The 14,606-nt window shown below is 56.9% G+C and carries 15 protein-coding genes; all 15 read right to left on the bottom strand.

All coding sequences use genetic code 11. The features are described 5' to 3' along the window. Positions 1 to 147: 147 nt before the first annotated feature. Positions 148 to 3,222, bottom strand: a complete 3,075-nt coding sequence (locus QCE88_RS06010; RefSeq protein WP_309900075.1) for a phage tail protein — start codon at positions 3,220 to 3,222, stop codon at positions 148 to 150. Continuing rightward, entirely contained in the window at positions 3,210 to 3,965 is a 756-nt protein-coding gene (locus tag QCE88_RS06005) for a Mov34/MPN/PAD-1 family protein (protein ID WP_309900072.1), read from the bottom strand. The genes QCE88_RS06010 and QCE88_RS06005 overlap by 13 nt, the downstream gene beginning before the upstream one ends. Continuing rightward, positions 3,966 to 4,652 (bottom strand): phage minor tail protein L, encoded by a 687-nt coding sequence (locus QCE88_RS06000; RefSeq protein ID WP_309900070.1) that lies wholly within the window; start codon positions 4,650 to 4,652, stop codon positions 3,966 to 3,968. Beyond that, on the bottom strand, positions 4,649 to 5,008 hold the full coding sequence (locus QCE88_RS05995) for a phage tail protein (protein ID WP_309900068.1): 360 nt from the start codon (positions 5,006 to 5,008) through the stop codon (positions 4,649 to 4,651). The genes QCE88_RS06000 and QCE88_RS05995 overlap by 4 nt, the downstream gene beginning before the upstream one ends. Further along, positions 5,005 to 7,764 carry a phage tail length tape measure family protein gene (locus QCE88_RS05990; protein WP_309900066.1) on the bottom strand — a complete coding sequence of 920 codons (2,760 nt, stop codon included), beginning with the start codon at positions 7,762 to 7,764 and terminating at the stop codon, positions 5,005 to 5,007. The genes QCE88_RS05995 and QCE88_RS05990 overlap by 4 nt, the downstream gene beginning before the upstream one ends. Next, a complete protein-coding gene (locus tag QCE88_RS05985; RefSeq protein WP_309900063.1) occupies positions 7,757 to 8,257 on the bottom strand; it encodes an HK97-gp10 family putative phage morphogenesis protein in 501 nt (166 codons plus the stop codon). Before QCE88_RS05985 ends, QCE88_RS05990 begins: the two co-directional genes overlap by 8 nt. Continuing rightward, positions 8,254 to 8,625 (bottom strand): hypothetical protein, encoded by a 372-nt coding sequence (locus QCE88_RS05980; protein WP_309900061.1) that lies wholly within the window; start codon positions 8,623 to 8,625, stop codon positions 8,254 to 8,256. The genes QCE88_RS05985 and QCE88_RS05980 overlap by 4 nt, the downstream gene beginning before the upstream one ends. Before the next feature lie 26 nt (positions 8,626 to 8,651). Beyond that, positions 8,652 to 8,987 carry a hypothetical protein gene (locus QCE88_RS05975; RefSeq protein WP_309900059.1) on the bottom strand — a complete coding sequence of 112 codons (336 nt, stop codon included), beginning with the start codon at positions 8,985 to 8,987 and terminating at the stop codon, positions 8,652 to 8,654. A gap of 28 nt (positions 8,988 to 9,015) precedes the next feature. Continuing rightward, a complete protein-coding gene (locus tag QCE88_RS05970; RefSeq protein WP_309900056.1) occupies positions 9,016 to 9,492 on the bottom strand; it encodes a phage tail tube protein in 477 nt (158 codons plus the stop codon). 63 nt (positions 9,493 to 9,555) lie between these two features. Next, entirely contained in the window at positions 9,556 to 9,909 is a 354-nt protein-coding gene (locus QCE88_RS05965; RefSeq protein ID WP_309900038.1) for a DUF3168 domain-containing protein, read from the bottom strand. Next, positions 9,899 to 10,195 carry a head-tail adaptor protein gene (locus tag QCE88_RS05960; protein WP_309900036.1) on the bottom strand — a complete coding sequence of 99 codons (297 nt, stop codon included), beginning with the start codon at positions 10,193 to 10,195 and terminating at the stop codon, positions 9,899 to 9,901. The genes QCE88_RS05965 and QCE88_RS05960 overlap by 11 nt, the downstream gene beginning before the upstream one ends. Before the next feature lie 26 nt (positions 10,196 to 10,221). Further along, positions 10,222 to 10,785, bottom strand: a complete 564-nt coding sequence (locus QCE88_RS05955) for a hypothetical protein (protein ID WP_309900034.1) — start codon at positions 10,783 to 10,785, stop codon at positions 10,222 to 10,224. Between the two features lie 26 nt (positions 10,786 to 10,811). Further along, a complete protein-coding gene (locus tag QCE88_RS05950) occupies positions 10,812 to 12,146 on the bottom strand; it encodes a phage major capsid protein (protein WP_309900033.1) in 1,335 nt (444 codons plus the stop codon). 86 nt (positions 12,147 to 12,232) lie between these two features. Then, entirely contained in the window at positions 12,233 to 13,204 is a 972-nt protein-coding gene (locus QCE88_RS05945; RefSeq protein WP_309900031.1) for a S49 family peptidase, read from the bottom strand. After that, a complete protein-coding gene (locus QCE88_RS05940) occupies positions 13,201 to 14,460 on the bottom strand; it encodes a phage portal protein (RefSeq protein WP_309900029.1) in 1,260 nt (419 codons plus the stop codon). Before QCE88_RS05940 ends, QCE88_RS05945 begins: the two co-directional genes overlap by 4 nt. Positions 14,461 to 14,606 lie beyond the last annotated feature (146 nt).

Below are 14,606 nucleotides of genomic sequence, written 5' to 3'. Positions count from 1 at the left end.
CGCACATTTCGGGCAGGATCGCGTCGGAGATCACGCCGCGACACGTGGCTCACCTAAAATACTTCAGCGCGTCCGCGTACGCCGATACTCGAACTTGGTACCATCCGAAAATTACGGCGCCTGATAGCCGTATTTGTTTTCTCCCGTTCAGTCCTTTCCAAACGGCTCGCCAGCCCCGGTTTCGCTCGGATACCACGCGCTCGCACTGAACAAACTGCATTCGCCTTTTCCATACCGGGCGCGCGCCCACGCGAACCCCTTCCTCCTCCGATCAATAGAAATAAAAGTATCACGCGTTCTTCCAAGGATCGTTTCAGTAGACTGGTCAAAGTTCTCGGTTTCGCTCAGGCGAAGCTCAATAAACCAATCCGGTACGTCCCAGGCGTTCTTGACCTCAAATAAAAGCACCGAACGATCACTGATGGTCTCCGACCAAAAACCCTCAACATATACCAGCCCTGCCAATACGGCTTCTGTATGTGCGATAACAGACAAACGTCCATCCCAAGCCTGTGCAGTTACCTTCGCGGCATACGCGCCCGGCTGAATATCGGAGAAGACAACTTCGCGGTCTGGACTCTTCACAACTACAACTTCTCGGCGGCCTTTCGGCCCAGAAACCTCGAGGTTGTATTGCTGCGCGTCCTTCACAAGATCCCAAGACACCCTTGCCGCCATTTCCATGTTAGGCCCTTGAACGGCTTGAATTTGCAAATTGCGAGGCGAATCAACGGGAACATATCTATCGTAGATAACGTTGCTAGTCGCCGCGTTGTCTACTGCTGCAAACTTCTCGGGTCTATGCGTCGCAGCGGAAATACTGAAAGCAGTTCCTTCGGTCATCTCTGAAACACTGACGACTCTAAAGAGCCGCGTTGCGACTCCGGATGACTTGAGCGTCCATGCAGCCCCTCGCACAGGCCTCTGCGCAAGCGGGACAGACAGTGTCACCGCCGTTCCGCTTGCTTCGCTAATTTCAACGCGATGAGCTTTTGCATCCGGCATCATCAACGTGATGTAATCGCCGCGCTGAGCTCGCACCTCTCGATCGAGCACAACGCGTCCGGAAGCGTCGATATCCACGATGCGCCCACCGACAGGCAGCGGTGATCTTAATGGGTCCGCCACCTCAATCACTTGACCTGGGAGCGCCAGCACACCATCAAGTCCGACGCCGAACGTTACGGTCTCTGTCTCGCATTTCGACGTTTGCAGTAACCAATGTCCGGCGCGCTGCGCCTGGGAACGGCTCGTGCAGCCAAAGGTAGTGATTTCCGCCGCATTATGACCGTATAACGCAATGCCCTCGGCGTCTTCTACGGTTTCTACCGCTCCCTTGTATCCGTTATGAGGATTGCACCAGGTCACCGCGACTGCCGTATAACGAGATTTCAACGAACTGCCGGTGTATTTGAAGATGCCGTTCACAACGTTTGTCGGGTTATACACATACACCGGATCGCTTGGCATGTCCGCCGAGCTCAGCACGGTTCCCGCACTCCAGTAGACGATGCCTCGAAATACACTAGCTAGTTGCTGAAGCAACGCGAACGCATGCGTCCGGGACGTGATGTGGCAATTGCACGAAAAACGCGGCTCAGTGCCCCCGTCGCCATTTGGAACGGACTGATCGCAGTATTTCGCGATCTCATAAAGCCCGTATCGATCGACGGATGTTTCGTTCATCCACGCACCTGCTCCGTATCGGCGATTAAGCAGAACGTCGCGGAGGATCCAAGCGGGATTATCGGTCCAAGCTCGCTTATAGGTTCCATCCCAGCTGCCCACATACACTCGCTTGATAGGATCATAATTCGAAGGCACATCGACTATCAGTCCCTTCAAATCATACGAGCGGACCGGTATGCGGTCGAATTTTTCGGACGTTATCTGCAATGCCATCAACGCGCTTCTCGGATAAGCGAATTGCCCCGTTCGACGCTTCGTATAGCTGTCGACATGAACCTTTCCATGTTTCTTCTTTGCATTGTCCCCCTGTCCAATCGGGTCAGTGCGCTTAATCTGAAGTCTAAATGGCTTGCCTGCCTCCACCGTAAAAACGTAGGTCTTACGGTAACTGTGACAAACGCCGTCAATCGTGTCGATCCGTGTATCTGGTTTGCTGTTTGGGTCCGAAGGGTACGAGGCAGTGAATTCAACCGTTACAGAGGCGTTCGAAATTTTTCCTCTGTCATCCCAGCGCTGATCGCTGAAGCACAGCATGAGCGCCACTTCGTCGACGTCCGGCTCATCTAATTCCAGCACCCATGGAAGGGGCACGACGATCCGCCCCTCATCCGCTGAGCGTCTTCGCAACTCGATTCCAACATGTACCTCATTCGCTGCGGAGTCGATCGCCTTGCTGTCAAACGGGAGTTGATTCGACTCCCCTCTGCGATAGAAAAAATTATCGATCTCGAAGTTATCTGTGCCATCGAAATTCTTCAAGGGCACATTGTCAAGATACACGGAGCGAAGCACAGACGCTCCGCTCCCTTCGCCTTGAACAACCAACCCTTCGATCTCGCCTTCCGAAACAAGGTCAATAGCGTTGTAGATTACCTTGCTATTGAAGTACCTGTTGGAGGTGAACGCACCGCAGTCTTGTGCCGAATCAAGTCCGTTGTCTTCGTCCTGGACCGAGCCAGCGGAAGAATCGATTGCCTTGAGGGATTCGCTGATCACTGTCGACCCGACTCGCATGCGCCCGTATAGCAAGGGCACGGGGCCGCCTTGCGACAGAACGTTCTGAATACCGGGCATCCCGTGCTGGTTGACCCGGGACGGCGTTGGCGTCTGCGGCGAGACCAACTGAGCAATGCCGCCCAACGCTAGAGACGCCCCCATGAGCATCATATCGATACCGAATCCATTTCCCGGCACGATGAACATCGATGCAGCCCCCGCGGCCGCTAACGCAAAGCCCGCGATTGTCTGAAATACTCCACCTGTCTTGCTGCCGGCAATGACTGGCGCGATCCGAATCACGTCACCGTCCGCAGGCATGCCGAGCTGCATCTCGCTTAGATTGCGTTGATCCACAAATACCGCATAGCGGACACCGCGATCACCGCTGTCGCACAACTCTCGCCAAAAGCCCGGAATCATTATGCCGAGTGCGCGCAACGCCTCGCGAGGCGAACCTACTACATACCGGTGCTCCCGGCCAAACTTTGCGCCTAGACTGCCGTACAGTCTGATCGATCGAACTACCTGTTCCATTCAAGCATGTCTCGATGCCGCAGCACGTGCGTTACGTGCGCGCGGTAGCGCGGTAGACCTTCCCGCCGCGATAGTTGATTCCAAAGGTGATGAAGTATCGTGTCATCGCCGAGATAAACTGCAGCGTGATTAGGGATGCCACGGCGACTCGCGACCGCCATAAGCAATACGTCACCCTCGTGCAAGCTCGCATCGCAACCGATGCTCACGAAGCCGGCAGCCTTGTAGTTCTCCATATATAAAGACGACTGTCCGTCGTCCCACCATATTCCCGATCGCGAGAAATCAGGCAAGTTCAAGCCAATGGCCGCGCGGTAGTAGCGCCGTACAAGCCCATAGCAATCATTCGTGCCATGGGCAAATCGCAAGCCGATAAGCGCGCAACCTTCAACGGACTTACTGAACAGATGAAAGCGACCCACATACGGTCGGTCCTCCTGGTCACGACTCACGTTGACGATAATCCAGATAGCAATGCTCGACGTCGCGCAAGCTGTCAAATCTTCTATACTTGGCAAAGCGCCGGCATCCGGGTGCGAATGTACGATTGCTTGGATTTCTCCTTGATCCTCGGCATTTGCGTATTCTCTGCTTGGGATCACGAAACCTCGCGCCGGATCTGGGCCGATATTCGTGCATGGGATGTAATCGCCCTGCACGATCAGCCCACATGCCTCATTCGGGTAACATCGCACTGCGTGCGATTCGATCGCCACACGTGCGTCACGATTCAAAGTCAACACTTATCTGCGCGTGAAGGAGCCCGCCACACCCGCTGCGGGAAAACCACCAAACGGCAGAACTGATTCAGTAGCGTGGCGGCACCGACAACATGCGAGGCGCCTACCGCACGCGTCTTCTTTCTCGTTAGTTGTTGGGACGTTATTGCGCGTGAAGTACGGGGGCCCCTTGTAACCGCATTCAGGCCCGCGGTAGATCCATTGACATACCGACCCAATGATCTGTCGCGCAGGCAACTTTCTACCCGACAGGTCTAACGCCGAACTGAGCGCGAACTCGACTACGGTATGCGTTTCGAGCGTCTTCTGCTCGATGTGCCACAGCTCGACTGGCATCTCCGCCGTGGGATCGGCGCTTGGGTTGCCGTCGAGATACTGCCCGAGGGTTCGTCGCCGACGCAACGGCGCGCCGACCATGTCATCACATCTCATGCACAAATGCGATATGAGACCGTCCAAATTCGCCACGCTCAGCATCGGCGTAGGTTGCGCCGCATCGCCCGTGCGCCCGAAGCCCGAGACTTGCATCGGGAATGCGTGATATTCGTGACCATTCCACTTTATGATGCCGCCGTCCTCATGGGCGTGGAATCGTAGAACCTCAGAAATCCATCTTGTCAGATCAAGCTCATACAACTCAATAAGCGCGCCTGGCTCAAGACGCTGGACGTCTGCATTTACTCCGTTCATGTATCGAACGCCTCCTTGAATGTCACGCTCAACGAGTACAAGCCGCCACCGAGCGCCCTCGTTTGCACGCCTTGCTGCGTGTCGATACGGAATAACGCCTTAGCGCCCAGAGGCGGCGTCCAGAAGAACGATTCGCTACCACGCGTAGCGTCGAGAAACTCCCGGATCACCTTGATCTCGCCGGCGTCGCTAACGAAGCGAAGCGGCCACGAGTCGGCTATGTTGTGAATTCCGTCGGGCACCGCTTGGCTGTAGCCGTCGCCAAATTGCACGGTTCTTACTCGATAATGCGTCGTGCCCTCTGCACCTACTGAGGGCGACCACTTGAAAGTGCGCCGCGTCGATAATTGGCTCACGCGAGATGGCCCTGCGACATGAGATATCCGACTCCACCCTGACCGCCCATTCGACGCGAAATCTTCTGATCGACAAATGCGCTCACCACTTCCTTCAATTCGCGTACGTCGTGATCGCTCAATCCGCCGCCTCCGTGATTATGTATTTCCATGTGGATTTGAGCGCCGCCTATTTGTGACGCTGAAAGCGGCGTCGCCCCGACGGGGCCGCCTGACGCAAAATGCGCGACGTGATTCAAATTAATGGCTTCGAGCAAAGCGTGATGTTGTCTTGCTGACGCCGCATTCACAACGTACTCACCATTCGACAACATGGCGGGGACGCTGTCACTGGTGCCGGTGCCCGGCCCGCTAATCGTCCCTCCTCGTGCGTGATGAGGAAGAAACTTCAAAATCTGCCCAATCAGGCCTGTGGTCGGTGAAGATTGCAGGAGACTTCCGATCAAGCTCCCGAGCGCCTGATGCATAGAAAGCCGCGATAAGTCTGCGAGCGCGCTTGCAACGAATTTTTTCATCCCACGCTTGCCACTCGACACAAACTTTTCAATCGCGCCCTCCATCCCGCTCATCGCATCGGTCATGGCACGCCTTGCAAAGTCGGCCTTATCGAACGTGTCTTTATAGAAATCGGCCATGCCGTTGCGCAGCCCCGCCGCCCAATCGTCCCTCAGATGTTCAAGCGTTCCGAAGTGCTCCGTGTGAAGCGCCGTCGACTCATCGAGTTGCGCCTTGATTTGTTCGACTGCCCGCCGATACTCTTCGCTGCCGAGCAACTCTGAAGGCGTGACTCTCTTCAACTTATCGAGTGCGCGCTGATAGTCATGCACGATCTTGGTTATATCCGCCCGCTCGTCCCGAGACAGAGGATCGATCCCGCCTCCGCTCCTGCGTTCGTCAAGTGCGCGCGTGTAACGCTCCTTCTGCGACTGCTGGTATTCGTCCATGCGCGGCATCCGCTCCAGCAGCTTTGCCCGCGCCTCGCGAAGCCTGATGCCTTTTTCTAGCGCCGTATTGTGCTCAAGCGATGACCGAATCGCCTTCTCTGAACGTACTAAACTTGCCTCGTCGGCATTGCCGATATGACGCTTGGCCGCCGCTATCTTCTCGTTGAATTGGGCGAGTTCCTTCTGCGCATTGGTGAGCTTATCGGTTGCGCGCGATTGCGCCTCCAAGGCTGCGCCCTGTTCGCGAACATGCTCAAGGTAGCGCGAGCCGGCATCGACCTTCGGCACGCCTGCCGCCCCACGGCGCGGTCGATAGACATCCTCATTGTGAGCGATGGTTTTTTTCAGGTCTGCGTCGAGCCTCTGCCCCAGTGCACGAAGCTCCTCATGGCTTTTTCCTGCTGCTCTCGCGACCTCTAGAATGCTGTCTCTCGCCGCGCGCGCGCTGGCATTTGCGTCATCGAGCTTTTCCTTCCATGAACGGGCTGACTTCAGCTCCTCGTCGTGGCGCGCCATCATTGAAGCGAACGTGTCAACGCTCTTTTTATGCTCGTCGCTCCTAGAGGCTTGGTCCAACATAACCTTCTTGCGTCGCTCAAGGACGGTAATTTCTTTCTCGATCGCCTCAGTGTTCATCCCGAACGGATTGGCGTCTGCGTCATACAACATCGCGCGTTTAGACGCGATTCCATCCTGCAGCTTCGTAAGCTCATCGCCCTTGCCCGTGATGCTGCGCCAGAAACGTTCCCATCGCTCCCCCAGCGACTCATAGCTTTCGGCCATGGCATGGTTATCAGAGGTGATCGACTTGCGCGCCTCCGCACTTGCGGTCGCAACAAACTTCGCCCACGCACCTGCCTTGTCGCCGGCCTGCTCCATCGCACGGATCTGTTCGATCTGCGCTCGCGTCAAATCATGATGCGACTCAGACCACTTGCGCGCCGCCTCGGCCGCATGACCATATGACTGCTCGAATTGCCGCACGGTGTCCTCTACCGACTGACCCGATACCTTTGCATACGCCGCCACACTCTCGGAGACCAGCGACAGATCGGCACCGGCTACATGACCAGACAGCGCAAGCTTCCTCAGCGCCTGGCGTGCATCATTAGCCGACACGCCTAAATGGCGTGAGATCGTCTCAGAATAAGCGAGAAGCTTGCCTTGGGTAAGCGCAGCGTAGTTGCCCGTCAATACGATCGCGCGATCCAGCTCCTTCTGTTGCTCGGTGAGTCCTTGAATCGCGTGGTAAGCAACGTATGCACTCGCGCCCAGGGCACCTAGTGCGATACCGGCGGGTCCGCATAAAAGCGGCAGGACGTCCATGCACTCGCCCAGCACCATCAGCGAACCCACAAAGTTCTTCCAACGGCCCTGCATCGCTTCGTGTCCGAGCACGAACAGCTCACGCCGGGCCGCTGAACTCCCCGTTCCTAGATGATGCATTGCGCGCGACGCCGCCTCGACCTTTCCAATCAACGGCTCGACCGCCTCGGCGATGCCTAACTTCGCAGCCTTCAGGCGCATAAGATCGACGCGCGTCTTGCCCGCCGCATCAGCCATCTTCTCGAAGCTTCGGACCGCTGCACTGACTTGGCGAGCCGTTGCAGCGCTTCCTTTACTAACCGCCTCCTCAAGCGCGCGTGCGGTCGTTGCGCCGCTCGCAGCCATCTCTTTCTGACACGCATCATATTTACGTGCGGACGTCTCTTGAGCGGACACAAACCCTTTGCTTGCACGACCGACGCGCTCCATACCCGCCTCAAAGCCGCTTGCATCGACGCTGACGCGGGTGATCACCTCGTTAGCCATTGCTCGCCTCCCTGATCTTCTTTTCGACGATCTCCGCCACTTTGTTTGCGGCCTGTGCTTTTGAGGCATCAAACGCAGGGCGAAGGAATGGCTGGGCGGGCGTGCGCGAACTGCCGAACTCGATTTCCTCAATCGCGCGCGCTAGCGTTCGCGCGGTTAATTTCACCGCGTTTCGCTTGCCGAGTTCAACAAACCGCCCGTAGTAGGCCTCTTTGCTCCAGGTGATCAGGTAAGAAGCGTACTTGCCGGGCACAGACTCCTGCTGGTCATACGCGATCAACAAGTGATCTCGTAGAAAGCCAGGCCAGTGCGGCTGTCCAGCAACCACCCCGGCGCGTTGACCCACCGGTGCTTGGCGCTTTGTCTCGTCATGGATGATGCGCGCGCCAGCAACAGCCGCCTGACGGAGCGTGCTCTCGCTAACCGACTCATCGAGCCTCCGCAGCATCCCAGTCAAGGCTTCGCGATTCTCGACCCGATAGGTTTTACTCATCTCTCGACCACCTCGCCCTTACGCACGACAACCCGCTTGTCGCCGGAGCGTTTGATCGCTTCCAGATCAATACCAAAAGCGCAGGCTGCGATGTCGTCTGCATCCCGTTCACATTCACCACCGTGCTTGTGGAGCGACTCGCGACACCAACCGGACCACGGCGTGAAATCCACCGCACCTAGCGCCGGCGCATCTTTACCTCGATTCGAGTTATAGACGAGGCTCATGAGTGTGCCAACCCGCAGATCCTCGATGTGCTCGCCCCACGGTTCGAGCTCGAATAGCGCCACCCAGTCCGCATATTCCACGCTGGAGATTTCGAGCTTGGCGCGCCGCACCGACATGCCGAGTTTCGCGGCGATGCGCATCCACATCAGTTTCCGCGGGTCGGCCCTTAGTTTTTTGAGGCTTCCTCCTGCGCGCGCTGGCCAAGCGCATTCAAACGCATGGCGATTTGCGCGAGTTCTTCGAGCAGCGGTGCGCGTCCCCCGCGCATCGCCGCTACGTCATCCTCGCTAAATAGCAGCGCGTCACTCTCATCGACGACCGTTGAAGCAATCAGCGTCGCTTCGAAATCGCTATTGCCGCCGCCGTTCTTCGCGTTGTCGTACAACGCATCGCGCGCCTCCCCCGAAAGTTCTCGGAAACGTACGATTGCGCCGTCCAGCGAATTGACCGTCTCTTCGGCCACTCGCGGCGCGAGCGCCGCCAAGATCTGTTCTTTATTCATCGTTTCTGTCCACGGCAACGCCGCGCTCCTATTTTTTAGGCTCTGGAACCGGCGTGACAATGACGTCGCCAGTGATATCGAGATTGACCGTGCCCGACACATACTGATCAACCTTCGCCGAAACCGGGAAGTCCTTCACATACGCCGTGAATTCGATTGTGGTTTTGTCGGAAAGCGTCAGCTTAAAGTCCAGCGACATGCCGGCACGCTTCGCATCCAGCAGCGCCTTGTGAGACTCCTCTTTGAAGTTGATGTGCAGAGCGATTGATACCTGCCCCCAGTCTTGCAAGCCGGGGCGCTTCTCCTTGCAATCACTATCCAGTCGTGTGACGTCGGCCATGCTTGCCGAGCCGTTGAAGCCCGTCACATCGGTCAAGTTCGCGACTTGTGACCACGCGCCGTTGCTCGACGCGGCGCGATAATGCAGCTTCGTTTTCTGCGATGGAACCGCCGTCGAACCTTTTTGGCCGCTCCCGTCGTCTTGCAACGTTCGTGCGTCTGCCATTCAGAATCTTCCTATTAAATAAGAAAACCGCCTGGGAAGGCGGTTTTCACTATATCGACTTAACTAAAATTCAACTGAGACACTCACATCGAGCCGACTGCCATACAGACGCGTCTCACGCTCGAATACATTGTTCGGCGCACCGATTGGAATAGCCCCCACTTCTGGATTAACTAACGCGCGTACGACCTGCCGCATCAGCGAGGACCGACCTTTAGCGGTCCCGTGCCACACCGCGACCTGCACGCGCCTGCAACACTTATCATACGCATTGCCACTCAAATCGACATAGATTTTTCCACCCGCCACCTGATACACGATCCAGGGCAGACGCACCCCTTGATCAGCGACATCCTCGAACACGTGACCGTCGGCAAGATGGGCGAGCGCGTCACGAACGATATCTTCAGCGGTCATCGCTTATACACACGAGTTGGACGTGTTCGTGCCGAGCGAGGTCCGGCTGCACTTGTTCGATGCGCATCACAATGTGGTCAACAGTCAGCTGCATGCCTACGTGGATTTCCTCGCAATTGCGCTTGCTATACCGGATGCGCACGCTTGCTTTCATGAGGCTGATCGGTGCGTCTGCAACAATAATTTCCTTGCCGCTCTGCATGATCACCGACGCGCGCGTGCTAGCGACAAGCTCCCACACAAACGATTCGCCATCCGGATTAAGAACACGGCGTTCGATGCGCACGTTCCGATTGAATGAACCTGCTCCCACTAGAACCTCGCGGGAACGCAGATCGGCGCGAGGAGCACGTCGGCATAGCCGCCAGGCATCGCTGCGATCGCTTGTCCGTTAGCGAACAGCTCGCGGTGGTCATACGCCCATGCGGCGGAAAGAAGCATCCACGAACGCACCGACGGATATCGTTCTAAATCGATGCCTGCTTGATACGTGATGAAGACGGCGCTTGCAGTGGGCCAAGAACTGCCGTTGAACAGTGTGAGAAGCGTCTCGCGTCCCAACTGCACAGTCTCATAGCTGTTCGGATCGAACGTCGTCAACGCTTCCGAAGCCGTGCGCGATTGAATGCTATCAACGGTCAGGATCTGCCCGATCGACAACACTAAATCGCCTTGCGGGAAGCCAGCAAAACGCTCCACATAACGGGCCTTCCGAATAGCAGCGCCCGACTTGCTTTCCGCCGCCTGCCGCGCACCAGGAATCACGATCCGCTCAATAAACTCCCGCTCATCTTCATCGTCGATGCGGCACTGCGCGGCGACGTCTTCGAACGTCAGCGGCTCGACGTCCAGGTATTCAAGAAGCACAGCAGCCATTGGCGATCACCTGTCGTTGACGTGCGTTACGCACCCCAGCGAACGCCGGTGAGAATGGCGATCGATTCGACGTGGCGAGGGCCGAAGTCGTTTTTCGCGATCACACGGATCAACGTTTGATCGCGCTGGAAGGCGCTCACCGTCTCACTTTTTCCATCGCGGGTGATCGTGTAGGTCGCCTCCTTGCTGTAGTCGATCTCAAGCGTCTCTTCTTCGCCGATAAAGAGGTCGCCGAAATCCGCAAAGTAAATCTCAGATGCATCATTGGTCTTCGTTCCTTTTACCTCTACATCAAGGTTGACTGGAACTTGCGTCGTCCGCCCGACCGGATAGCCCTTCAACATGCCATTGTCCAGCTCCGGATAGACCTTGTTGCCATTTCCGTCGCGCATGCTCGCCAGGAAGCGGAACACACGAGGTGCCATGATCCACCCCGGCGTGATCATGTTCGCATCTGCGCTTTCGAGCGCAAGGATGACCTTGTTCAGGTCGATTTCTACCTTTTGAAGCGTTGTCCCGTCGCTTGCTGCCAGGAGGTTAGCGCCAGCAGCCCAGAAGCGCAGACCCTTCGGCGTGTTCGCTTCGCCCTTGTCGCGAATGAACGCCTTGTCTTCTCGAGCCCCAATCGCGCTCGTCAGATCACCAACGACGATTTGGTCGATGTTGGGATTCACGCCTGCATACTTGATGAGATCGTTGGAGATCGGTACCAAGGCAGCGAGTTTCTTCGCCGTCAGCTTCAGGTCATCAAACTCTTGTTCCGTCACGTTGATATCGCTGTCGGACCCGATGTAACTCACTACCGCACCGCCCTTCAATCGGGGAATTGTGATATTGCCGTTCGACAGCGGCAGAGTGCGTGCGCCGAGCTTACGTACGACCGACTTTGGACGCAGCAGCTCGATGACCTCACTCGACAGGTTCGACGGCACGAGCACGCCGCCCGCGCTCGAAGTGAGCGTGTTTAGGGACATCGCCACCTCCTCGCCAAAGCCGCGTTCGATCGCAAGCTTTGAGGCAAGCTGCGCATCGCCGCGCGCAGCAGCTAGGGCGCGGACCATGCGCGCCATCTTCGCGCCTTTTACTTCCGGAACTTTCGGCTCCGCCGGAATGCTCGGCGCACCGGGCGCCGACATCGCCGCTGGCGTCGGATCGACGACGACCGCCGCCGCGGCCGCCATGCGCTCAGCCGACTCGGCCCGTTCGATCTGCGACGTAATCTCGCTGAATTTTGCGCTCAAACTTGCAAACTCCGCGTGCTGCTCGGCCGACAGTGCAACGCCCCCGGCCTCGATCGCGGCGAGCGCCTGGACCTGCTGGTTAAGGATTGCGCGTTCGCGGCGAAGTTCATTGATATTCAAAATCAGACCTCCAATAAAAAAGCCGCCTCAGGGCGGCAGTACTCGACCGAGACGCGAACGCGCTCAAGGACGAAACTTGGGTTGCGTTAGTACGTGCTTCGCATGCTCATTGCAGCGGCCTGGGCGGCGACGCTTCGTCGCGAAGCGATGTTCGACGCCCGCTCGCCGCGCGAGTCGCGGACCTCGGCCGCGATTCGGTTCACGGCGGCCTGTGGCGTCTCGACAGTGTCGGCCAGACCCGCGCTTACACCTTCTTTGCCAAAGAAGATTCCCGCCTGCGTATCTTTGACCGCCTTTGTGGTAAGACCGCGGAAGTTCGCAATTGCATCAACGAACTGCAGGTAGTTGGTCTGCACCATTTCGGTTAGAAACTGCAGAGACTGATCGCTAAGCGGCTCGTGAGGCGTAAGGTCGTTCTTCCGGTCGCCAGCAAACACCGAGGTGACTTTGATGCCTTGCTGCTCGTCGCGCTTGGACGCGTCGAGGTGTTTCGCGATTACACCGATCGAACCCAAGCCGGAGGTCTGGCTCACAATCACGTTCGACGCGGCCGCCGCGATCAGATAGCCACCTGAAAACGCCGAAAAATTGACGATCGCCGTGATCGGTTTCAGTTTTGTAGCAGTACGGATGTCGTTAGCGAGCTCGAACGCGCCCGTCGCGCTGCCCCCGTTGCTGTCGATATCGAGAATGATATGTTCGACCGCAGGATCGCCGACGGCCTGATTTAACGAAGAGCGCAGGCCTTCATAACTCGTCATCGGCTCGCAAGGATTCAAGTGTGCCGAACGCGACACGAGGATTCCAGACACCGAAATGATGTCGAGACCGGTATCCGCCACGACGGCGCGTCGGCGATCTGAAGCCCTCGCCATCTGCGCGCCAGCAGCCGAGTCATCGTTGTCCATGATTTCTGGCTGCGTGCCGTTCACTGTCAGGTTCACGATGTTCAGGTGCATGGCTTGGTTCGCCCATTGCACAGCAAGCGACATCATGGGGTCACTGACGAGCTGAGGCTGATTGAAGATCAGGCTCGCAAGTCTAAGATGTGGTTTCAAGAAAAAATCCTCTCAACGTCTTTGATTTGGGCATCCGTAGGCTCTGTTTTGCTTTCGGGAGAAGGCGTCTGTTTCGATGCATCAACCATGTTGAGCGGGCTCAGATATATGTCGCCGCCTTTTACAGGTGACATGTTCTCTAAGCGCCGAATGTCATTGATTGACAGCCAGCCCCATTGACGTCCAACAGCATAAGCGGCATACCGCGACGCCTGATCACCGCGTAGAAGACCCGATAGGTTGTATTCGATGAAGTATCGATTGCGTTCGCAGGGGAGAAGCAGATCGCGCATCTTTGCCTGTTCGTGGCGCTTGATCCACGGCAGCAGCGTGTAGATAACGAACTGAATCTCCTGATGCTCGATGTTGCTAAACGTCGCACGCTCGAGCTCATTCACCATGTGCGCTGGAATCTTGTAGATCCGCGCAATATCGACAGCGGAAAGGCGCAGCGCATCGATCAACGCTGCGTCGACGTTGGTCATCGATAGCGGCTTGAAGGTCATTCCCTCCTGCAAAAGCGCGACCTTCTTCGCATTGCCGGTGCCGCCAAATTTTGCGTTCCAGTTGTCTGTGATTCGATCGATGCTCGTCTGTTCCTTGATCGGCGCGCTTGCGCTCGGTCGCTCAATCACGCCAGAGAGCACGGTGCCGTTCATGAACGATTTCCCGGCGTATTGCTGAACGGCCTGAGCATGACCGATCGAATTCGCATGCAGCATGATCGGCGACAGGCCGGTGTAGCCATTCGTCGACATCCACCGGACGTGATGAACGAGGCGTTGAGACATCGGGTCAGCGCCGTTGACGCGGTAGACCGGTCTCAAGTCAGAGCCTTTCATGACCGTGACAGATTCTGTATCGAGGGGATACAGGCCTCGAACAACTCCATCAGAATCGCGATCGATGAAGCTGTAGCTATTTCCGCGCAGTCCAACAGTGATTTGGGATTGCTCTTGATATTCGAAGGGCGTTTGCCAAGGGTTAGGCTGATACTTCAGTACGGAATACAGTGGATGATCGACCGCCGGCTTCCTATCGTCTCCGGAGCGCTCGTAGAGCTCGAGCGGCAACTGCGCAATGCTTTCCGAAAGAAGCGTGACGCAGTTTTGAAGGATCGTAAGCGAAAGCGCGCTTGCGGCGGTGACGACTTGCCCGGATTCCGACGAAGCGCTACCGAGCAGCGCTGACACCCAACCTTGCGAGCCAGCTTTAGGGATGCCCCCATTGGGTAGCAAATGTTTGCTGAAAAACATCGACTAATCTTGATCCTGCAACGCAAGCGAGATGCGTGCTGCTGCACGATCGGCTAGAAAAGCCCAGAACAACAGCAGCCCGCCGGCTACGACCAGGCTGGCGGGCACGCTGATCAGGGCGATTCCACAAACCAGCACCCCAAATC

The organism is Caballeronia sp. LZ035, from assembly GCF_031451175.1.
In the GTDB taxonomy this organism is placed as follows: domain Bacteria; phylum Pseudomonadota; class Gammaproteobacteria; order Burkholderiales; family Burkholderiaceae; genus Caballeronia.
This window is presented reverse-complemented; position numbering and strand designations above follow the sequence as displayed.